18 protein-coding genes are annotated in these 20232 nt (G+C 73.0%); 7 read left to right on the top strand and 11 right to left on the bottom strand.

Annotated features, from left to right (window positions below):
- The first annotated feature begins 56 nt into the window (after positions 1–56).
- Positions 57–599, top strand: coding sequence for an arsenate-mycothiol transferase ArsC (locus AOM00_RS02305; protein ID WP_062516255.1), 543 nt, complete (start codon positions 57–59; stop codon positions 597–599).
- 31 nt (positions 600–630) lie between these two features.
- On the opposite strand, the gene AOM00_RS02310 is transcribed toward AOM00_RS02305, so the two are convergent.
- Entirely contained in the window at positions 631–2220 is a 1590-nt protein-coding gene (locus AOM00_RS02310) for a tyrosine-protein kinase domain-containing protein (RefSeq protein WP_062516256.1), read from the bottom strand.
- A gap of 162 nt (positions 2221–2382) precedes the next feature.
- On the opposite strand from AOM00_RS02310, the gene AOM00_RS02315 reads away from it, so the two are divergent.
- Genes AOM00_RS02315 through AOM00_RS02330 form a run of 4 tightly spaced genes read left to right on the top strand, consistent with a single transcriptional unit; the run spans position 2383 to position 7036 of the window.
- Positions 2383–3453 carry a glycosyltransferase family 4 protein gene (locus AOM00_RS02315; protein ID WP_156158989.1) on the top strand — a complete coding sequence of 357 codons (1071 nt, stop codon included), beginning with the start codon at positions 2383–2385 and terminating at the stop codon, positions 3451–3453.
- Positions 3450–4823 carry a hypothetical protein gene (locus AOM00_RS02320; RefSeq protein WP_062516258.1) on the top strand — a complete coding sequence of 458 codons (1374 nt, stop codon included), beginning with the start codon at positions 3450–3452 and terminating at the stop codon, positions 4821–4823. The genes AOM00_RS02315 and AOM00_RS02320 overlap by 4 nt, the downstream gene beginning before the upstream one ends.
- Positions 4824–4826: 3 nt before the next feature.
- Complete coding sequence (locus AOM00_RS02325) at positions 4827–5945, top strand: glycosyltransferase family 4 protein (protein WP_062516259.1); 1119 nt, start codon at positions 4827–4829, stop codon at positions 5943–5945.
- Positions 5942–7036, top strand: coding sequence for a glycosyltransferase family 4 protein (locus tag AOM00_RS02330; RefSeq protein WP_062516260.1), 1095 nt, complete (start codon positions 5942–5944; stop codon positions 7034–7036). The genes AOM00_RS02325 and AOM00_RS02330 overlap by 4 nt, the downstream gene beginning before the upstream one ends.
- On the opposite strand, the gene AOM00_RS02335 is transcribed toward AOM00_RS02330, so the two are convergent.
- Positions 7026–8315 (bottom strand): lipopolysaccharide biosynthesis protein, encoded by a 1290-nt coding sequence (locus AOM00_RS02335; protein WP_062516261.1) that lies wholly within the window; start codon positions 8313–8315, stop codon positions 7026–7028. The two genes, AOM00_RS02330 and AOM00_RS02335, sit on opposite strands and share 11 nt — an antisense overlap.
- 204 nt (positions 8316–8519) lie before the next feature.
- Here AOM00_RS02335 and AOM00_RS02340 point away from each other — a divergent pair, with 204 nt between their 5' ends.
- Positions 8520–9752, top strand: a complete 1233-nt coding sequence (locus AOM00_RS02340) for a glycosyltransferase family 4 protein (protein ID WP_062516262.1) — start codon at positions 8520–8522, stop codon at positions 9750–9752.
- A gap of 15 nt (positions 9753–9767) precedes the next feature.
- On the opposite strand, the gene AOM00_RS02345 is transcribed toward AOM00_RS02340, so the two are convergent.
- The 7 genes from AOM00_RS02345 to AOM00_RS02375 form a co-directional block, all read right to left on the bottom strand.
- On the bottom strand, positions 9768–10883 hold the full coding sequence (locus AOM00_RS02345; protein ID WP_062516263.1) for a glycosyltransferase: 1116 nt from the start codon (positions 10881–10883) through the stop codon (positions 9768–9770).
- The gene (locus AOM00_RS02350) at positions 10880–11728 is read right to left on the bottom strand and encodes a glycosyltransferase family 2 protein (protein WP_082096444.1); all 849 of its coding nucleotides are present in this window, start codon (positions 11726–11728) and stop codon (positions 10880–10882) included. Before AOM00_RS02350 ends, AOM00_RS02345 begins: the two co-directional genes overlap by 4 nt.
- Positions 11729–11835: 107 nt before the next feature.
- The gene (locus tag AOM00_RS02355) at positions 11836–13299 is read right to left on the bottom strand and encodes a sugar transferase (RefSeq protein WP_062516265.1); all 1464 of its coding nucleotides are present in this window, start codon (positions 13297–13299) and stop codon (positions 11836–11838) included.
- Between the two features lie 55 nt (positions 13300–13354).
- A complete protein-coding gene (locus tag AOM00_RS02360) occupies positions 13355–13888 on the bottom strand; it encodes a hypothetical protein (RefSeq protein ID WP_156158990.1) in 534 nt (177 codons plus the stop codon).
- A gap of 271 nt (positions 13889–14159) precedes the next feature.
- Entirely contained in the window at positions 14160–14624 is a 465-nt protein-coding gene (locus AOM00_RS15565; protein ID WP_062516267.1) for a CAP domain-containing protein, read from the bottom strand.
- Positions 14618–15154 carry a YdcF family protein gene (locus AOM00_RS15570; protein WP_062516268.1) on the bottom strand — a complete coding sequence of 179 codons (537 nt, stop codon included), beginning with the start codon at positions 15152–15154 and terminating at the stop codon, positions 14618–14620. Before AOM00_RS15570 ends, AOM00_RS15565 begins: the two co-directional genes overlap by 7 nt.
- 71 nt (positions 15155–15225) lie before the next feature.
- Entirely contained in the window at positions 15226–18099 is a 2874-nt protein-coding gene (locus AOM00_RS02375; protein WP_062516269.1) for an FAD-binding and (Fe-S)-binding domain-containing protein, read from the bottom strand.
- A 160-nt stretch (positions 18100–18259) separates the two neighbouring features.
- Between AOM00_RS02375 and AOM00_RS15330 the strand changes: the two genes are divergently transcribed.
- Positions 18260–18913, top strand: coding sequence for a hypothetical protein (locus AOM00_RS15330; RefSeq protein WP_156158992.1), 654 nt, complete (start codon positions 18260–18262; stop codon positions 18911–18913).
- A gap of 16 nt (positions 18914–18929) precedes the next feature.
- Here the strand turns inward: AOM00_RS15330 and AOM00_RS02385 are convergent, their stop codons facing one another.
- Positions 18930–19343 carry an arsenate reductase/protein-tyrosine-phosphatase family protein gene (locus tag AOM00_RS02385; protein ID WP_062516271.1) on the bottom strand — a complete coding sequence of 138 codons (414 nt, stop codon included), beginning with the start codon at positions 19341–19343 and terminating at the stop codon, positions 18930–18932.
- On the bottom strand, positions 19343–20017 hold the full coding sequence (locus tag AOM00_RS02390) for an arsenate reductase/protein-tyrosine-phosphatase family protein (protein WP_062516272.1): 675 nt from the start codon (positions 20015–20017) through the stop codon (positions 19343–19345). Before AOM00_RS02390 ends, AOM00_RS02385 begins: the two co-directional genes overlap by 1 nt.
- Positions 20018–20232 lie beyond the last annotated feature (215 nt).

Consider the following 20232-nt stretch of genomic DNA (forward strand, 5'->3'; position numbering starts at 1 on the left):
GCGCCTCGGGTACGCTCAAGGCTCGACCCGCGCGAGCGCCACAGCCGAGGAGCCAGATGCCCACGATCCTCACCGTCTGCACCGGGAACATCTGCCGCTCCCCCGCGGCCGAGCTGCTCCTCGCGGACGCGCTCGGGAACGTCGCTACCGTGAGCAGCGCCGGCACCCACGCCCTGGTGGGCCACGGCATCCCGGCGGAGATGCGGGCCGAGCTCGCCCGGGACGGCATCGACGGCGATCCCCACCACGCGCGTCTCCTCACGGATCCGGTGATGCGCGAGGCGGACCTCATCGTGACGATGACCACGGATCATCGTCGCCTCGCCGTGTCGACCGCGCCGTCCGCCCTCAAGCGCACGTTCACGCTCGCGGAGCTCGCGGCCGCCGCGGGCACGGGGGCCACGCTCGCCGGCTCGACCGTCGAGGAGCGCCTCGCCGACGTCCCGCGCGCCGTCGCCGCGCATCGTCACATCCTGTCGGGCTACGAGCTCGACGACGTCCCCGACCCGTACGGGCGCGACGCAGCCGCGTACCACGAGTCCTACCTCCTGATCCGCGGGGCGGTCGCGGCCTTCACGGCCTGGGTGCGGGGCGTCTGACCGACGCCCGCGCGCTGCGCGACCGCGCCCGTCAGGACCGGAAGATTCTCCCGAGCAGCGCATCGGCTTCACGCTCCTCGGCCTCACGCGCCTCGCGCTGATCGCCGTCGGCGACCTCCGCGGGGGTCTCCGCGTGGCGGTCGCCCTCATCCTCGGATGCGTGCGCCTCCGGCGTCGCGTCCGCTTCCTCGTCCTGCTCGAGCGTCGCAGCCTCGGGCTCGCCCTCCGGTTCGTCCGGCTGCTCCTCGCGGCTGGACCCCGCGCGGGACCCGGTGACGGGAGCGATCGGCTGGTAGCCGCCGTACTGCTTGACCCGGGGCCCGCCCGCCGTCGCGCCGTCGAGGATGACCCCGAGCGCACGGCCCTGCACGCGCTCCAGGATCCTCAGCGCCTCATCGAGCATGTCGACCGTGGTCTTGCCCGAGCGCGCGACCACCAGCGCCCCATCCGTGCGGGCCGCGAGCACCGCGGCATCCGTCACGGGGACCAGGGGCGGGGTGTCGACCAGCACCATCACGTCCTCGGGGAACGAGTAGAGCAGGTTGCGCATCGCGTCGGACCCCACCAGCTCGGACGGGTTGGGCGGGATGATCCCGGCCGCCAGCACGGACAGACGGCCCGAGCTGCCTGCCTTCTGCACCACCTCGTCGAGCGTCGCCTGGTTCGCGAGCACGGAGGTGAGGCCCACATCGGCGTCGAGGCCGAGCACCTTCGCGAGCGTGGGCCGGCGCAGGTCCGCGTCGACCAGCACCACCGGACGGCCCGACTCCGCGATCGCCTCCGCGAGCATGAGCGAGACGGTGGACTTGCCGTCGCCCGGCACCGGCGACGTCACCACAAGCACGCGCGGCGGGTTGTCGACGTTCATGAACTGCAGGTTGGTGCGCAGCTGCCGCACCGCCTCGGTGAGCAGGTACCCGGGCGCGGAGTCCGCCGGGCCGCTCTTGGCGAGAGCACCGTCCCACGGCAGCTGTCCCACCACGGGGACGCCGAACTTGCGCTCGACATCGTCACGCGTGCGCACGCGCCGGTCGAGCGAGGCCCGCACGAACGCGAGGGCGACCCCGAGGATGAAGCCCAGGAACAGCCCGACCGCGACCGTCTGCTTCACCTGCGGCGAGGTGGGGAACACGGGCAGGCGCGGCGCGGTGAGGCTGGTCACCGTCACCAGCTCCTGGCTGGTGTTGCGGGCCTGCGCCTCGATCACGTTGATCGCCTCCGTGGTGCCGTCGATCCACACCTCGACCAGCCGCTTCGCGGACTCGGGGGTGGGCCCCTTGGCGGAGAACCGCAGGAGCGCGGTGTCCGACGGGTTGGAGACGTTGACCCGCGCCAGCAGCGAGCCGGGGGTGCCCGTCACGCCCTCCTGCTCGGAGGCGTACTGCGCCACCTGATCGGACTCGGCGATCGCGACGTACGAGGCCACGCGCGTCCGCGTGTAGTTGTCCGCGGCGATCGCGTCACCCGAGACGGGGATGGTGACCAGCACCTCGCCCGAGGAGCTGTAGACGCGCGGCTGGGTGGACGTCCATGCGTAGGCGAGCACCCCCACGAGCAGGGTGCACAGCGTGATCGAGATCCATCGTGATCGCAGGACTACCAGGTAGTCGCGGAATTCCATTCGGGTCCCCCTCCCGTCTAGTCCTTCAGCATAAGGGCGTTATCGCGGATTGTCCTAGAACAAGCCTTTCGCCCGCCTTGCCCCCCGCCTAGAGTGGGGAACGACGAGGGAGGATGCCGCTGCAGAGGGCGGCCTCCGTCACGGCCATGGGGGGTGGCGCACGTGAGGATCCTGCTGGTAAGCCACAGGTTCCCGCCCGATGTGGGGGGCATCGAGACCATGTCCGGCCTGCTCGCGCGCGGGTTCGTGGCCGCGGGGCACCAGGTGGTGGTCGCGACGCGCACCACGGGGCACGATGCGGGGATCGCTGCCGCGGGCGTCGAGGTGCTCGGGGACCCGGATCGCAGGGCGCTGCTCGACGCGCACCGACGCGCCGACGTGGTGCTCCACAACAACCCCGTCACCCGCTACCTGTGGCCGCTCGCGCGCCATCCGCGGCCCGTGGTGATCGCGGTCCACACGTGGGTGAGCCGTCCGGACGGGTCCCTGGCACCGCAGGACCGCGTGAAGCGGTGGCTGCTGCGCCGCGTGCCCAGCATCGCCGTGAGCCGCGCGATCGCCGCGGAGGTCGGGCCGCGCGCGACGGTGGTCCACAACAGCTACCGCGACGACGTCTTCCACGCCACCACGCCCCTCGACCAGCGCACAGGCGACCTGGTGCTGGTGGGACGCCTGGTGAGCGACAAGGGCGCGGACCTCGCGATCGACGCGCTGAGCCTGCTGCATGCACGGGGCCACGCAGCGACCCTCACCATCGTCGGCGACGGGCCCGAACGCGCCGCGCTCGAGGCCCAGGCGCAGCGGGCGGGCCTGGCCGGATCCGTCCGCTTCACCGGCGCGCTCGACCTCGCCGGCGTGCGCGCCGCCTTCGACTCGCATCGCATCGCGCTCATCCCCTCCCGCTGGCGCGAGCCCTTCGGCGTGGTCGCGCTCGAGGCGATGGCCTGCGGGGCGGTGCCCATCGGCACCGCGGACGGCGGCCTGATCGAGGCCATCGGCGATGCCGGGCTGACGGTGCCCAACGGCGACTCCGCGGCGCTCGCCGACGCCGCGGAACGCCTGCTCACGGACCCCGCGCTCATGACCCACCTGCGCGACGCGGGACGCGCCGCCGCCGAGCGCGCACGGCCCGCCCGGATGGTCGACGGCTACCTCGCGGTGCTCGAGGAGGCCGTCGGCCGGTCGCGCAAGGCCGTCGCGCGCGCCTCGGCGCAGGCCGGAGGCACCGCATGAGCACGCTCGCGGCCCACGACGGCGCCTCGGAACTCGCGGCCCAGGCGCGCGGCGACCACGAGCGCGTCGCCGCGACCCGGCGCAACGCCACCCGCGTGCTGGTCGCCTACGTCGCGCTGTGGGTGCTCGAAGGCGCCGTGCGCAAGTGGGGTCCCGGCGCGCTCGACACGGTCTTCTACATCGCACGCGACGCGATGCTCATCGGCGCGATCATCGCCTTCTTCATCAGCGGCGCCCCGCGCCGCCGCCACCCGTGGTGGACAGTGCTGTGGATCTCCACGCTCGTGCTCGTGGTGCACGGCAGCTTCGCGATGATGCGCGGCAGCATCGACCCGGTGACGCTCGTGTTCGGGTGGCGCGCCTACCTGGTGGCGCCGCTGCTGGTGGTGTTCGCCGCGACCTACGCCCCCGCATCGGCCCTCGCGAGCATCGCCGACACCTTCGCGGTCCTCGCGCTGGTGAGCGTGCCGCTCGTGACCCTTCAGGTGTTCTCGCCCGCATCGTCCTGGGCCAACCAGATGACCCAGGGCGAGGAGGCGACCTTCCTCAACGCCGGCGAGGTGGTCCGCCCCGCGGGCACCTTCTCCTCACCCTCCGGCTTCGGCTCCTTCGTCCCCATCGCCCTGGCGCTGTCGCTCGCGACGCTCACCTTCCGTCCGCGCCGGACCGCCCTCCACGGCACGGCGGTCGCCGCGCTCGCCGTCATGTCCGCCGTGTCCGGCTCGCGGTCGATCGTGGTGGCCGACGCGATCGTGATCGTCGCGTTCCTCTACATCGCGGCGTTCCGGCTCACCACCCGCTCGATCCTCACCGTGGTGGGCCTCACCATCGGGGCGATCATCGGCATGATCGTGGTGAGCCGGGTCTTCGCCGCGGCGCTCGACGCGTTCTCGACGCGCGTCGACCAGGCCTCGAACTCGGAGGACAGCGGCGGGCGCGTGTGGAACAACGTCACCGGCTTCCTGTCCGAACCCATCCCGCTCGTGGGCACCGGGGCCGGCGCGCACTCGACCGCAGGCGTGCAGCGGCTCGGGTCCATATGGGTCGAGATCGAGAAGCAGAAGATGACGGCGGAGCTGGGGCTGATCGGGCTCGGGCTCGCGCTCGGCTGCCTCGCGATGGCGCTGTGGGCGGTGGTGCACATCCTGGTGCGGGCGCACTCGGCACCCCCCGAGCGGCTGCTCATCCTCGCGATCATCGCGTACCTCCTGGCCGCGGGCACCATCACGCAGCAGCCCACGTCGCAGGGCGCGTTCGCGATCCTCGTCACGCTGGTGGTGCTGACCTCGCCCGCGGTGATGCGCGATGAGGACCCGCCGCCCGAGCCCGACGCCAGCCCACCCCCCTCCGCCCTGCACAGAGGAACGTGATCCATGGCCCGCATCGACCTCGCCTATCCCGGCGCAACCGTGCCGTTCGACGGCATCGGCGACCACACCGCACGGCTCGCGCGAGCGTTGCGGGAGCGCGGCCACGAGGTCCGCGTGCTCGGGCGCGGCGGGTCCACGGCGGACGGCTACGTCGACGCCTGGGGCGCGCGACCGGTACGCCGGCTCGACGGCCTGGTCGAGGCGGTCGCGGCGGCACCGCCGCAGCTCCTGGTGCTCCAGCTCGAGCACTTCGCGTACGGCGCACGCGGCTTCAGCCCCGGGCTCCTCACGCTCGCGCGGCGCATCCGTCGCGCCGCCCCCGACGCAGGCCTGGTGGTCTTCGCGCACGAGACCTACGTGCCGCCGGCCGGGCTCCGCCACACCGTGATGTGGAGCTACCAGCGCGCCCAGCTCGCGGCGCTCGCGCGCGGCGCGGACCACGTGCTCACCAACAACGCGGTGGGGCTCGCGCGCATCGGCGCCCTCACCGAGGCGCTGACCCTGGTCCCCGTGCCGTCCAACCTTCCGCGCGCGAGCGCGACGCGCGCCCAGGCCCGCGCCGCGCTCGGGCTCGAGACGGACGCGCTGCTCGCGGTGGTGTTCGGCCATCTCGACCCCGGGCGCGTCGCCTACCTCGAGTCCGCGCTGGCCGCGGCGCGCGCGGAGGCCCCGCTCGAGCTCCTGTACGTGGGCAAGGACGAGGACGCCGCGCGCGGGCTCGCCACGCACGCAGGCGTCCCCGCGCACCTGCGCATCGGCCTGCCTCCCGAGCACGCCGCGCTCGCGCTGCGCGCGGGCGACCTCGCCCTGTCGCCGTTCTCCGATGGCGCGAGCGGGCGGCGCGGCAGCCTCGCCGCCTGCCTCGATCACGGCCTCGCGACCGTCACGAACACGGGCGAGGGCACCGACGCCTTCCTGCACGCCGCGGCCCAGGCGGGTGCGCTGCGGCTCACCGACCCGGATCCCGCGGCCTACGCCGATGCGGCGGTCGCCCTCGCGGTCGACGCCTCCGAACGCGCGGCGATGGAACGGGTGCTCGCGACCGGGGACGTGCCGCTCGCGAGCTGGGAGGCGACCGCCGAGGCCGTCGAGGCCCACCTCCCCCGGACGGTCGCGGCATGAGCAGCGAGCTGCGCATCCTCCACACCCTCCGCGACCACGGCCCGGTGGGCGGTCTGCAGATCCTGGTGCGGCGCACCGTCGAGGCGCAGCGCCGCGCCGGGCACGATGCCCGGGTCACCGCGCTCAGCGGCGATCCCGACCTCGCGCCGCACGAGGCACCGGGCTTCGCGCCCGACGTGGTCCACGTGCACGACTCGTGGACCGCCCCGGGCCTCGAGGGCTTCCGACGCGTGCGGACGCTGCACGCATTCGGGCACGGCTGCTCGGCCATGGACCGCTACCTGGGCGACGGCGAGCCGTGCGAGCGGGCGCACGGTCCCGCGTGCGTGCTCCAATGGGCGCGATGCGGGCACACCGTGCGGTTCGACCAGCTCGCGCAGCAGTACCGCGCGGTGTCGCGCGAGCTGCCGACCGTGCGCACCGCGGACGCCGTCATCGTCCTCTCCGAGTTCGTGCGGCGCACCGCGATCGCCAACGGCGTCGCGGCCGAGCGCGTGCACGTGGTGCCGCCGCCGGCGCCCACCCACCCCGTGGACCCGAGCTTCGACACCGCGCAGCCGGGCCTGGTGACGTTCCTCGGTCGCGCCGTGCCGGCGAAGGGCCTCGACGTGCTCATCGAGGCGATCGCGCACGTGCCCCAGGCCCGCCTGCGCATCGTCGGCGACGGCCATGCGCTGGGAGAGGCGCGCGCGCACGCGGCGCGCGTCGCGCCCGACCGGGTCGAGGTGGCCGGCTGGGTCGAGGGCGACGCCCGCTGGGCCGAGCTCTCGCGCGCCTCCGTGATCGCGATGCCCAACCGATGGCCCGAGCCGTTCGGGCTCGTGGGCCTCGAGGCGGCGTGGGCCGGGCGGCCCATCGTCGCCACCGCCACGGGCGGCGTGACCGAGTGGCTGGTCGACGGCGTCACCGGCATCGGCGTCCCCGGGGGCGACGTGGATGCGCTCGCCGGAGCGCTCGCACGGCTGGTCGACTCCCCCGAGGAGTGCGCACGCATGGGGCGCGCGGGACGCGCTCGTGTCGAGCGGTGGCCGGGCGACGACGACTACGCGCGCGCGCTGGTCGACGCGTACGCGGCGGCCGTCACTCCGTGAGGCGGCGGTAGCCCACGCTCAGGCGGATGATCTGCGTCACCACGTCCACGAGCGGGAGCGACGCGACCATGAGCACCGCACCCATGGAGGTGCTGAGGTCGAGCGTGGTGAGCGCGATGACCGCCCAGATCATGAACAGCGGCACGTACACCCACGAGTAGGACGTCCACCCGCGCGCATGGTTGATGACGCCCAGCGCATAGCCGGCGATGGTGGACAGGCCCGAGCCGATCGCGATGAGCACCAGCTCGTCGTGGAGGTTCTCGTAGCCGGGGCCCAGGATCCGCAGCAGCAGGTCGCTCGCGAGCGCCGTGACCACCACGAAGCCCGCGACCGCCACCGTCATGCCGCCCACGATCACCACGAGCGCCTTGTTGGTCGCCCGCCTGGACTCGGAGCTGAGCGCGACCAGCGGCGCGGCGACGTTGCCCACCACCTGCTGCAGCACCACCATGACCATCCCGAACCGGGACAGCGCCGCGATCTCCGCGATGGCGGCGGAGTTGCCCTCGAGCGTCAGCGCGAGAGTGATGAGCTGCGGGGAGGCGACCAGGACGATGTTCTGCGGCAGGACGTTCCACAACGCCTTGACGTACGGCTTGAGATCGTCGCGCTCCTGCTCGGGCCGGTCGCACATGATCACGCGTGCGTGCTTGCGCATGAGGATGAGCTGCGCGACGGACGCCAGCGCCTGCACCGCGAGGAACGGCAGCAGCAGCGAGCGCGGCACCATCCACAGCGTCACCACCAGCACGAGCCTGCCGATCGCGACCGCCAGCGTCACCCATTGGATCACCGAGACCCGATCACCGATCTGCAGGATCATGCGATACAGCGAGGCGTTGGCCTCGGGCCACACGGTCGCGGCCACGAGCGCGACCATGACGAGCGACGATGCGGTCCCGCCGCCGTTCGCGAGCAGCAGGTAGAGCGTGAACAGCCCGAAGGCAGGCACGACGATGAGCAGCATCCGCCGCCGTACCTCGTGCGCCGCGAGGAACGGCGGCACCACCGAACGCCCGGCACGGCGCGCGCGACCCGCGGACGCGATGAGGATCGAGTTGAGGCCCGAGTCGGCGAGCACCCCCGACGCGCCGACCGTGGCCGTCGCGATCGCGTACAGCGCGTAGTCCTCCTTGGACATCGCGCGCACCACGATGAGCCCCGATGCGAGCGCGAGGATCTGGGTGATCACCGTGACGCCCGCGAACGATGCCGCGCGCGACGCGACGGCACGCATGCCCGAGCGAGGGCTCGCCGCGTCGGCCTCCGGCGTCACCACGAATCCCCCATCGCACGCCCCCCATGCGCTGTCGGCGGCCGCTTGCCTCGCGGCTCGAGCCTCGCGGGAGATCCACCCCCGACGGGGGGTGCCTCGCCGGGGCACGTCACCTACAGTAGGTGACGAAGTCGCCTACCGGTACTCCCCCCGCCCGGTTCATCCGCACCGTCGCGTCACCCGAGACTCGGAGGGCTCCGCCGCATGTTGATCCTCGGACATCCCAACGCCAACACCAACGTGCGCCACGCCGCGCTCGCCCTCGAGGAACGCGGCCTGCTGGGAGAGTTCCACACCGGGCTCGACACCACGCGCCTCGCGCGGCTCGCCCCCTCGCGGCTCCGAGGCGAGCTCGAGCGCCGGTCCTTCGACCCACGCCTCGCCCACGCCCTGCGGACCCACCCTCTGCCCGAGGCGGCACGGCTGGTGCTCGAGCGCAAGCGCATCCTCCCCGTCGACATGCATGACGGCTACTTCTCGATCCAGAAGCGGGGCGAGGCGATCGACGCCGCGGTGGCGCGACGGATCCGTAGCGGCGCCTTCGACGGCGTCTACCTCTACGAGGACGGCGCGGCCACGGCGTTCGAGGCCGCGGCGGAGCGCGGCCTGCCGCGCCTCTACGACCTCCCGATCGGCTACTGGCGCGAGTCCCTGCGGATCCTGGGCGAGGAGGCCGAGCTCCAGCCCGCGTGGGCGTCGACCATCTCCGCCCTACGCGACTCGCAGGCCAAGCTCGAGCGCAAGGACCGCGAGATCGCGCTCGCGACGCGCATCCTGTGCGCGAGCGCGTTCACCCAGCGGACGCTCGCGAGCGCCCCGGGCGGGGACGCGCTCGACATCCGCGTGGTCCCGTACGGCGTGCCCGAGCCCGCCGCGACCCCCGGCGTCCCTTCCGCCGGGCCGCTCAAGGTGCTCTACGTGGGAGGGCTCTCCCAGCGCAAGGGGCTGTCCTACCTGTTCGAGGCCGTCGCGGCGCTCGGCGGCGCGGTCGAGCTCACCGTGGTGGGCCGCCCGAGCGACCCCGACAACGCCGCCCTGCGCGCCGCGCTGTCCACGGTCACGTACATCGACTCGCTGCCGCTGCCGCGCGTCCTCGAGCAGATGCGCGCACACGACGTCCTGGTGCTGCCCTCGCTGTTCGAGGGCTCGGGGCTGGTGCTCGCCGAGGCCCTGTCGCAGGGCACCCCGATCATCGCGACCGACCACACCGCCGGCCCCGAGCTGGTGGGCGGGCTCACGGGCGAGCGTGCTCCCGGGTGGATCGTGCCCATCCGCGACGCCCACGCCATCGCGTCACGGCTGAGCGTCCTCGCGGACGATGCGACGGCCAGGGAGGCCTCCCGCGCCGCCGCGCACGCGCGCGCGACCGACCTCCCGTGGTCCGCGCATCGTGCCGCGCTCGGCGATGCCGTCGAGGAGGTCTTCGCGACGGCGTAGCCGACCCGGGTCCCGCTACGGCGTCGGCGCGGGCTCGGCCGCGAGCATCTCCTCGACCTGCTCGGCGGCATGCTGCCAGGTCCAGCTGGCGCGCACGTAGTCCGTCATCACGGCGGCCGCCGCGCCGGCATCGTCCGCCGCCGCCTCTCGCAGCGCACGCGCTAGCACGTCCGGGTCCTGGTCCCACGTGCGCGCGACACCGTCCTGCTCCGCCTCGATCCACGCGGCGACGTGATGCGAGGCCACCACGGCCATGCCGGCGGAGGCCGCCTCGGCCGCCGCCATGCCGAAGCTCTCGTCGTCGCTCGGGAGCATGAAGACGCGCATGCGCGTGAGCAGCTCGCGCCGCTGCGCACCGTTCACCACGCCCACGAAGTCGACATGCTCCGTCACGCCCTCGCTCGCGCACAGCTCGCGAGGGTCGTACGGCAGCCCCTGCTCGATGGGCCCCGCGACCACCAGGCGATGCCCGCGCTCCGCGAGCCCCGAGCGCGCGTACGCGCGGATGGTGAGGTCGAGCCGCTTCTTGCGCGCGACACGGCCCAGGAACAGGACGCCGGTGCGCCGCTCCCACGGCGTGTCGATCGCGTGCAGCGCCGGATCCACGCCGAGCACGATGGACGCGACCGGGTCGAGGCCGCGGTCGTGGAGGTGCTGCGCATCCACGCGCGAGTCGCCCACGTACCGGTGGGCGCCCTTCATCGCCGGCTCGAGCAGCACGCGGTCCCACACCTTGCTGAGCAGCGGGTGCGCGGGCGCATGGCCGTCGGTCCACACGCCGTGCGGCGCGACCAGGTAGGGCACCCCCGCCGCACGCGCCTCGCGCATGCCCCAGATCGAGGAGAACTGGTAGACGCCGTGGATGAGCACGCCGTCCGCCCCCTGCACCGCGTCGCGGACGGCACGTCGCAGGCCTCGCCCCGCCCCGATCCAGTGCGGACCGACCGCGGGCACCACCACCATCTCCGCGCCGTCGATGACCAGGTCGTCGTCGAGCCTCGCGTGCTGATCCGTGGTGACCACCACCACCTCATGGCCGCGCTCGCGCTCGACCGGCACCAGCCCTCGCAGGAGCTCGGCGGGGCCGCCCGCGCTGCGGGCCACCGAGCAGGAGATGTGGACGATCCTCATGCGGACACCGCCTCCTTGTGGGCGAGGCGCACGTTCTCGCGCGCCTTGACGCCGATCTGCCAGTAGTACATCGACAACGCGACGGCGTAGTCGAAGCCCGCGCGGCCGTCCAGGAAGCCGGCGCGCGCGACGTAGGAGTAGAGGAAGAACACGAGCGGCTTGAAGGGCACCTTCGCCCACACCCTCCCCTGCGACGTGCGGCGGTGCGCGACCTCGCGGAAGAGCTCCCGGTCCGCCATGAGGCGGGCCTCCCAGCCCGAGTACTTGTTGTGACGCGTGAACCAGGACTCGACCGGATCCCGGTCGTCGTGCTCGATCCGGGCGGCCATGCGGCCGATCGGGAGGTCCGACTGCGGCTGGACGTGCCCCTCGACCTCGTAGTCCCAGCCCAGCTCCTCGAGCTCGACGAACCGCGTGACGCGGCGGTCGACGAGCGAGCGCTTCACCACGGTGTGGCCGTGGTCCAGGAAACGGCCGGCGAACTTGTAGCGCAGGCGGATGTCGTACGCCCCGTACTCGCGACGGGCCAGCTCGGGCAGGCGCGCGCGGATCTCCTGTGCGAGCTCCGGGGTGACCAGCTCGTCGGCATCGAGGAGCAGGATCCAGTCGTGCCGCGCGCCCGCGTGGGTCATGCCCCACTGCTTCTTCTTGGGGTACCGGCCGTCCCAGTCGAACGGCACCACGGTCGCGCCGCACTCCTGCGCGATCTCGACCGTCCGATCCGTCGAGCGCGAGTCGACCACGATCACCTGGTCGAAGTCCCGCAGGCGCTCGAGCGTCGCGCGGATGCCCGACTCCTCGTTCCTGCTGATGATCACCGCGGTGATCGGGAGCTTGTCCCCCATGCTGCACATCCCCCCAGTAGTGCCGCGTCGGCGTCGTGGCAGCCGCCCCGCGCCGACCTTCCGATCATGCCTCGCGGGCACGCTGCCTGAAAAGTCCCATTCGCGCCTCAGTAGGCCCCGCGGCCCGCGACCACGGCTCGCACCGTGCGCAGCAGGATCACCAGGTCCAGGCCGATGGTCCAGTTCTGCGTGTAGTGCAGGTCGAGCCGCACGCTCTCGTCCCACGAGAGGTTGGACCGACCGCTCACCTGCCACAGCCCCGTCATGCCGGGGCGCACCAGCTGGCGGCGCGACACGTCCTGATCCCACAGCTCGGTCTCGGCCGGCAGCGGCGGACGCGGGCCCACGAGCGACATGTCGCCCTTGAGCACGTTGAGCAGCTGCGGGAGCTCGTCGAGCGAGTAGCGGCGGAGGATGCGACCCACCGGCGTCACGCGCGGGTCGTCGCGGCGCTTCGACAGCACGCCGTTGCCGTCGTCGTCCTCGCCCATGACCTCGGCCTTGCGCTCCTCGGCGTCGACGTACATGCTGCGGAACTTGAGCATCTCGAACGGCTCGTGCCCGAGCCCCACGCGGCTCTGGCGGAAGAAGACCGGCCCCGGGCTCGACAGCTTCACGGCGATCGCGATGCCGAGCATCGGCAGGCCGACGATCGCGAGGATGAGCAGCGCGCCGGCCTTGTCCGCGGCGTACTTGAGGACGCGCGTCGGGCCCGTGAAGCGCGGCGGGTCCACATGCATGAGCGGCAGGCCCGCGACCTCGCTCACCACCATGCGCGGGATCGCGACATCCGCGACCGTCGGGGCGACGATGAGCCCCACCCCCGTGTCCTCGAGCGCGAACTCGAGGCGGCGCGCCTCGCGCAGCGACACCTCCTCGGTGCCGGCGAGCACGATGAACTCGGCATCCACATCGTCCGCGATGCGCGGGGCCTCGCCGATGGACCCGAGCACGCGCATCGGCCCGATGTCCGGGGCGAGCGGGACGTCGCGGTCGCCTGCGAGGCACACGCCCACCACCTCGTAGGGATGGTCCTTCTGGGCGCGTGCGAGCCGGCGGATCATCTGCTCGACCGTGCGCTGGGGGCCCGCGAGGACCACGCGCTGGCGCATGCGACCGTGGCTGCGCTGCTCCTGGAGCCACAGGCGCCACGCGCGCCGGTACCCGAACAGCACGAGCGTGCCGAGAGGGATGGCGAAGAGGAGGTAGCCGCGGCTCACACCCCACTGGGTGAAGAAGCCGACGATCGCGACCATGGCGAACGTGCGCCACCCGGCCGCGCCCACGCGCTCGTACTCCTCGGGCCCCTGCCCGAGGATGCGCACGTCCCGGGATCGCGTCCACGACAGCTCGAGCAGCCAGAGCACGGAGATCGCGACCGTGAGCCACCACGGCGCGGGACCCGAGGGCCCCACGAGCCCCACGAACGGGTCCCACCCGAAGCGCAGCCCGTGCGCGATGACCATGACCAGCGCCACCACGAGCGTGTCCGTGACCGCGATGCGCCGCTGGAGGGAGATCCCCCAGGGGCGCACCGTCACGCGTGCTGGTGCGACTACCGCGATCGACATTCAGCGACCCCCCATCCGCGCCTCATCCCGCCATCGGCCTCGTGCGGCCCCTCGCCTACTCGCGAGCCCCGTTCCTGCGGGCCGCGAACACGACGCCCGCCGCACCCGCGACCAGGAGCGCTGCAGCTCCGGCCGCCATCGGGACCCCGTCGAAGCCGGTGCCGGACAGCACGGCCTCGGTGGTGTCGGTGTCGACCGGTCCCGCATCCTCGACCACCACGATCTCGGTCACCTCAGGGGTGCTGCCGGGCTCGGACGTCTCGGGGGTGGACGTGGTCTCGGACTCGGACGGCTCAGGCGTGGGCGTGGTCGTGTTGAAGACCTCGATGAGGCCGATCTGGCACGTGCCCACCTCGACGCCGTCGACGAACCCGACCGCGACCGTGCTGCCCGTGGTGTTCGGCGGCACCGTGACGGTGAACACCACCCCGGGGCCGACGATCTCCTTGGGCGCGGACGTGACGGTGCCCGCGATGGTCGGATCGCCGTCCTCGTTGGTGGCCTGGATGGTCGCGATCGACCCTGCAGGCCCCGTGATCAGCACGTGGAACTCGGTCCCCGGCTGCGCGAAGAGGGGCGTGCACGCCATGTGCGGCTCCTCCGCGGGATAGTCCGGCGGCTCCTCCGTGCTCGCATTGGCGACGGCAGGCAGGAACGCCACCGCACCAGCAAAGAGTGTCGCAACGATGGCACGACCAAACATGGTCCCTCAACCCCCTCGGTCCGCGTCGGCCCCCCTGACCCCGCGGCGCTCCCTTGACGCTAGCACCGTGTGGGCAGAATGTCGCTATTTTCTTGTTCGCGGCATTCTGGTAAGAACGGATTCTGCGCGGATGAGCGCGAGGTGGCACGCAGATCCGCTATTCGGGCGCGTCGCCCTCGTAGAGGAACGAGCACGCGCGGACACCGCTGTCCTCGCCGTCGGCACCCGGATCCGCGGCCACGCACGCCACGGCGCCGATGGTGAACTCGGCGTCGAGGATGTTGGCGCGATGCCCGGCCGATCCCATCCACGCCGCGACCACACCCTTGGCCGAGGCGTCGGACCGGGAGAGGTTCTCCCCTGCCTTCGCGCCCTCGTGGCACGTCGACACCAGGACGTCGTGCTCGAGGTCCGCCTCCTCGACGAACGGCGCGGCGCGCTCCTCGGCCTTCTGCTCGAGGCAGTCGCTCCACTCGACGGGGCTGAGGCCCTGCGCCACGCGCTCCTGGTTCGCGAGCTCGAACATCTCGCTCGCGAGCTCGTCGGGAGGCGTCGGCCCGGCGGAGCAGCCCGCCAGCAGCACGGCGCCGACCATCCCGACCACGAGCGACCGCTTCAGCATCCGTCCTCCCACGCGACCTTGACGAAGGCCGCCGACTGGTACGCGTACTGGTAGGCCCACTGCCACGGCGCGAGGCTCTCCCCCGACTCCAGATAGGAGATGTCCCCGTCCCAGCACCTCTCCATGATGACCCGCGTGCGCGTGACATGCGGGGTGACCGTCACCACGGCCACCGACTGCCAGCCGTGATCGTCGACCAGGTCGCGCAGCCAGCGCGCCTCCCCGCGCGTGGTGAAGGGTGCCGGCTGCGAGCACAGCACGGTGAAGTCCTGCGGCTCGTCGCAGGCCGCGGCAGCCGCGGGCATGGCGGCCCGCTGCACCGGGTCCTCGATGAGCGAGATCACCAGCGTGTCCGTGAGCCCGTCCGCGATCATGCCCTCCGCGAGCGCGATCCGCTCGTCGGTGGGAGGTCCGATCACGTAGACCGCGTCGACGGCGCGAGGCTCGTCGTGCGCAGGCGCGACGTACAGCGGCCATCCCACGACGGCGACCACCAGGCCGAACGCGAGCAGCACGATCACGATCCTCATCCCCCGGCCCACACGCGCACCCTAACGGGTGCCGTCAAGAGCGGGCGGACGATGCCGCGCCCGGGGGCCCGTCAACGCGCGACGTCGCGCCTCTCGCGCAGCAGCTCCGCGAGGTGCCGCCCCTGCACCCCCGCGAGGTCGTCCGCCTGCGTGCGGCACGAGACACCGTCGGCGAGGTAGAGCGACCCCGGGGGCGCCTCGCGCAGGGCAGGCAGCAGCGAGTTCTCCGCCACGGCGACCGAGGTGTCGTAGTGACCCTTCTCGGTACCCCAGTTGCCCGCGAGGCCGCAGCAGCCGGCCGTCTCCGTCACGGCCGCGCCCGCACGCGCGAGCAGCTCGCGGTCGGCGGCGAAGCCCAGCACGGAGTACTGGTGGCAGTGAGGCTGGACCACGGCAGTGACGTCGCTGAGGTCCGGCACGCGCCAGTCCTCGCGGGGCTTCGCGGGCGCGCGCCCGGTCAGCACCTCGGCCAGCGTGTAGGTGGACGACGCCACGGCCCGGGCGCGCGGATCCTCCGGGAGGAGCTCGACCAGGTCGCCCCGGAGCACCGCCATGCAGCTGGGCTCGACGCCCACGATCGGCACGCCGTTGACGGCCCAGGGCCCCAGCACACCGAGCAGATGGGACAGGTGCTTCTTGGCGCCGTCGAGCTGGCCCGTCGAGATCCAGGTGACCCCGCAGCATGCGTCTCCTGCGACCACCACGACGTCGAGCCCTGCGTCCTCGAGCACCTCGACGATCGCGGTGGGGATCTGCGGGTCGAGACCGTCGGTGAACGAGTCCGCCCAGAGCACCACGAGGTTGTCGAGCCGCGTCGCGCGCGCCGGGTCCGCGCGGCGGCGCCGCGCGACCTCGGAGCGCCGGAAGGGCACCCTGAACTCGGGCAGGCGGCGTCGCCTGTCCATGCCCGCGACGGGCACCACGAGGCGCTGGAGCCAGTCCGGCCTGAGGACCGCGGAGATCAGGCGCGGCGCGAGGCCCACGACCTTGAGCCAGCGCGGCAGCCACCCGATCGAGTAGTGCGTCATCGGGCGCACCTTGCCCTTGTAGGTCCGGTGCAGCACCTCGGACTTGTACGCGGCCATGTCGACGCCGGACGGGCAGTCGGACGAGCACGCCTTGCAGCTGAGGCACAGGTCCAGGCTCTCGAGCACCTCGGGAGAGCTCAGGCCGCCGATGAGCGTGCCGATGAGCGCGTCCTGCAGCACGCGCGCGCGACCGCGGGTCACGTCCTTCTCATCACCCGTCGCCTGATAGCTGGGGCACATGAAGCCCGAGCCCGACCCGATCGAGTCGGCACGGCACTTGCCCACCCCCGTGCAGCGGTGGAGCGCCTCCGCCATGTCGCCGTGGTCGTGCTCGAGCGCGAGCCCGAGCGCAGGCGTGCGGGCGGCCGCGGGCCTGCGCAGGTGCGCGTCCAGCGGGTCGGGGTCGACGATCACGCCGGGGTTGAGGACGTTCTCGGGGTCGAACAGGTGCTTGACGCCCTGGAACAGGGCGACCGCGTCCTCGGAGTACATCGTGGCGAGCAGCTCCGACCGGGCGCGGCCGTCGCCGTGCTCGCCCGACAGGGAGCCGCCGTGCGAGGCGACCAGCGCCGCCGCGTCCTCCATGAACGCCCGGAGCGGCCGCCCGTCCTCCTGCATCGGGATGCCGAGCCGGACGTGGATGCACCCGTCCCCGAAGTGCCCGAAGGGCTGACCCTCGACACCGTGGCGCTCCATGAGAGCGTCGAAGTCGCGCAGGTACGCGCCGAGGCGCTCGGGAGGCACCGCGGCATCCTCCCAGCCGGGCCACGCCTCCTTGTTGTCGGACGTGCGGCCCGCGAGGCCCGCGCCGTCCGCGCGGATCGCCCACAGACGCGCCGCCTCCCTCGGGTCCGCGACCTCGCGCCACGAGGCCGTGCCGGAGTCCGCCGCGAGCGCCTCGAGCGTGGCCCGCGCCTCCTCCTCGGTCTCGCCTCCGACCTCCACGAACAGCCATCCCTGACCGGCGGGGAGGTCCGGCACGGGGCCCGTCGCGTTCGCGACCCGCGCGACCAGGCGCGCGTCGAGCCCCTCGACCGCCTGGGGCCGGTGCGCGAGCATCGGCACCACCGCATCGGCCGCCGCAGGCATGTCGTCGTAGCCGAACGCCGCCGTGAGGCGGGCCGGCGGCACGTCGACCAGCGCGACCGTCGCCTCGAGGATCATCGCGAGGGTGCCCTCGCTTCCCACGAGGAACCGCGCGAGGTCGCCGCCGAGCTCCGGCAGCAGGTGCTCGAGGGAGTAGCCGCTCACCTGGCGGGAGAAGCGCCCGAACTCCGTGCGGATGAGCGCGAGGTTGGCCTGCACCAGCTCCTCGAGCCCCGGCACCGCGGCCGCTCCCCCGCGCACGGCCTCGAAGCGCCGGCCGATGCCGTCGACCGCGTCGAGCGCCGCGATGTTGTCGGCGGTGCGCCCGAAGGCCACCGCGTGCGGACCGCACGCGTTGTTGCCGATCATCCCGCCCAGCGTCGCTCGCGTGGAGGTCGACGGGTCCGGACCGAAGCGCAGCCCCGCGCCCGCGACACGCCTCTGGAGGTCGGACAGGATCACACCCGGCTGGACGCGCGCGGTCTTCGCGTCGAGGTCGACGGCGAGGATCCGGTTCATGTGACGGCTCACGTCGAGGACGATGCCGGGGCCGATCGCGTTGCCCGCGACGGAGGTGCCGCCGCCGCGCATCGTCACCGGGGTGCGCGCCTCGCGCGCGACCGCGAGAGCGGCCAGGACGTCGTCGGCATCGCGCGGGTAGGCCACCACGCGCGGCGGGATGCGGTAGTTCGAGGCGTCGGAGCTGTACTCGGCGCGGCGACGCGCGCTCGCGTCGACCTCGCCTTCCATCGCGCGCGCGAGATCGGCGGCGAGGTCCGCGGCGTCGGCGGAAACGGGAGACTGCGAGGCCGTCGTGGTCACGCGCGCCATTCTTCCACCCAGGCGAGCGGCGCGTGCCAGGGCCGTTGGACCCGCGTCGCCCGGGACGTGCGTCCCCCTGGCCGGGTCCGCACCCGCCCTAAGATTGTTGCATCAATACAAGCGAAACGCGGGGGCACCGCCCTGCACGACGAGGCTGAGGAGCGGCACCATGAGGCCGATGCACGCGCTGGGGGTAGTGGCGGGAACGGTCGTCGCGGCGACGGCCGCGGTCGCGGTCGCGACGGGAGCGGCAGCCGAGGGCATCGCCCCGGCGTCCTACTACCCCGGCTGGGGCAGCATCACGGTGAACGCGTCGTGCGGCGGCGACATGTTCTTCGACATCACGTACGACAACGCGCCCGAGTCGCCGTGGACGTTCCGGGTCACCAGCTCGACCGGCGACTCCGTGACCCACACCGACGGCGACGGCGACCTCATGGGCATGCACGAGTCCATCCCGGCGGAGAAGCTCCCCGAAGGCAGCTACACGTACACGATCGACGCCGCGCTCGGCGATCAGGTGGTGTACGGCGTCTACACCGGCGAGGTCGTGTGCGACGAGCCCCCGGTCGAGCCGACCGTCGAGCCGACCGTCGAGCCCACCACCGAGCCCACGACTGAGCCGACCGTCGAGCCCACCACCGAGCCGACCGTCGAGCCCACCACCGAGCCGACGGTGGATCCGACCACCGACCCCACCGTGGACCCGGACACCGGGACCGACGACGGCTCGGACGCCGCGGAGCCGCTGGACGACGACGCGGTCGGCGAGGTCGCGGGAGCGGCCGAGCCCGCCGAGGGCCAGCCGCGCTACCCGGGCTGAGCCGCCCGCATCGTCCTCAGGCGGGGGCGACCACCGACGGTCCGGGCTCGAGGCCCAGGCTCTCCATGAGCGCGCGCACGCGCGCATCGATCTGGTCGCGCTGGTCCTCCGACGGGCCGGGCTCGATGGCCCAGTCCTCGTAGCGCTTGCCGGGGATGTACGGGCATGCGTCGCCACACCCCATGGTGACGATGACGTCGGCCTCCTGGAGCTGGGCGTCGGTCCAGCGCTTGGGGTGCTCATGCGTGATGTCGATCCCGACGGCGGCCATCGCGGCGACCGCACCGGCGCTCAGCGACTCGCCGGGCTCGGAACCGCCGGACCACGAGCTCGCGCGGTCGCCGGCATAGTGCGCGAACAGCCCCAGCGCCATCTGGGACTTGCCCCCGTTCTTCACGCACAGGAACAGGACGGCAGGCTTGTCGGTCATCAGATCTTCTCCGTAGGTGACGAGGCGAGGGCCGCGGCAAGGCGCCGGACCCGAGGGACGAGGTCGTCGAACGCGGCGGCGAAGGCACGAGTGGTGCCCTCGAGCGCCGGGTCCGCGACCGACCAATGGAGGTCGCCGCCGCACTGCTCGTACGCGAGGTCGCAGACGGACACCACCAGGTCGCCGTCGCGGCGGACGTCCTCGAGACGGGCGGGCGCGAGCGCGGCGGGGGCGACCCCGCGCCGGTCGAGCTCGTCGAGCGCGAGCGGATGGATGCGCGCGGCAGGGTCGGTGCCCCCCGAGGCGACGGGCACGATGCGCTCGGCCGCGAGCAGCGCGGCGGCCATCTGGGAGCGCGCGGAGTTGCCCGTGCACGCGAAGACCACGCGGGCGGGGCGGGCCGCGGCGCGCCGATCGCGCTCCGCGACGGCGACCGAGACGAGGGGTGACCATTGGAGCGCCAGGTACCAGCGCCGGCCGTCGGCATCCGAGCGGCGCCGCACCACCACCCCCGCCGTCTCGAGCACACGCACATGATGCGCGAGCAGGCTCGAGGCGAGGCCTCCTCGCGCACCCAGCTCGCCGGGCGCGAGGTCGCCCTCCGCGAGCGCGTCGACCATCGCGAGCCGATGAGGGTCGGCGAGGGCCGCGAGGACGGCGGCGCGGTCGGTCATGGGCTCACACTATCTCAAGATCTATTGAGATACAGCCGCGATCATCAGAGGACCTGGGGCGATGCCGAGCCGACACGCCGCGCCCGATTCGCCCCGCATCGGCCGCTTCGCCGCCACACTTGAGCCGATAACAGTCTCACTTCTGTCACATCCTTCACGCACGTATATCGCCGCCACTTGGGTACATGTGACCTTCGTCACGCCTTTGACGCTGC

It is taken from the genome of Demequina gelatinilytica, from assembly GCF_000971115.1.
Lineage (GTDB): Bacteria > Actinomycetota > Actinomycetes > Actinomycetales > Demequinaceae > Demequina > Demequina gelatinilytica.

What these genes read in the sequence shown, in the direction of transcription:
- AOM00_RS02305 (WP_062516255.1), top strand. Translation starts at nt 57, where the DNA reads ATGCCCACGATCCTCACCGTCTGCACCGGGAACATCTGCCGCTCCCCC.
- AOM00_RS02310 (WP_062516256.1), bottom strand. Translation starts at nt 2,220, where the DNA reads ATGGAATTCCGCGACTACCTGGTAGTCCTGCGATCACGATGGATCTCG.
- AOM00_RS02320 (WP_062516258.1), top strand. Translation starts at nt 3,450, where the DNA reads ATGAGCACGCTCGCGGCCCACGACGGCGCCTCGGAACTCGCGGCCCAG.
- AOM00_RS02325 (WP_062516259.1), top strand. Translation starts at nt 4,827, where the DNA reads ATGGCCCGCATCGACCTCGCCTATCCCGGCGCAACCGTGCCGTTCGAC.
- AOM00_RS02330 (WP_062516260.1), top strand. Translation starts at nt 5,942, where the DNA reads ATGAGCAGCGAGCTGCGCATCCTCCACACCCTCCGCGACCACGGCCCG.
- AOM00_RS02340 (WP_062516262.1), top strand. Translation starts at nt 8,520, where the DNA reads ATGTTGATCCTCGGACATCCCAACGCCAACACCAACGTGCGCCACGCC.
- AOM00_RS02345 (WP_062516263.1), bottom strand. Translation starts at nt 10,883, where the DNA reads ATGAGGATCGTCCACATCTCCTGCTCGGTGGCCCGCAGCGCGGGCGGC.
- AOM00_RS02350 (WP_082096444.1), bottom strand. Translation starts at nt 11,728, where the DNA reads ATGGGGGACAAGCTCCCGATCACCGCGGTGATCATCAGCAGGAACGAG.
- AOM00_RS02355 (WP_062516265.1), bottom strand. Translation starts at nt 13,299, where the DNA reads ATGTCGATCGCGGTAGTCGCACCAGCACGCGTGACGGTGCGCCCCTGG.
- AOM00_RS02360 (WP_156158990.1), bottom strand. Translation starts at nt 13,888, where the DNA reads ATGGCGTGCACGCCCCTCTTCGCGCAGCCGGGGACCGAGTTCCACGTG.
- AOM00_RS15565 (WP_062516267.1), bottom strand. Translation starts at nt 14,624, where the DNA reads ATGCTGAAGCGGTCGCTCGTGGTCGGGATGGTCGGCGCCGTGCTGCTG.
- AOM00_RS15570 (WP_062516268.1), bottom strand. Translation starts at nt 15,154, where the DNA reads ATGAGGATCGTGATCGTGCTGCTCGCGTTCGGCCTGGTGGTCGCCGTC.
- AOM00_RS02375 (WP_062516269.1), bottom strand. Translation starts at nt 18,099, where the DNA reads ATGGCGCGCGTGACCACGACGGCCTCGCAGTCTCCCGTTTCCGCCGAC.
- AOM00_RS15330 (WP_156158992.1), top strand. Translation starts at nt 18,260, where the DNA reads ATGAGGCCGATGCACGCGCTGGGGGTAGTGGCGGGAACGGTCGTCGCG.
- AOM00_RS02385 (WP_062516271.1), bottom strand. Translation starts at nt 19,343, where the DNA reads ATGACCGACAAGCCTGCCGTCCTGTTCCTGTGCGTGAAGAACGGGGGC.
- AOM00_RS02390 (WP_062516272.1), bottom strand. Translation starts at nt 20,017, where the DNA reads ATGACCGACCGCGCCGCCGTCCTCGCGGCCCTCGCCGACCCTCATCGG.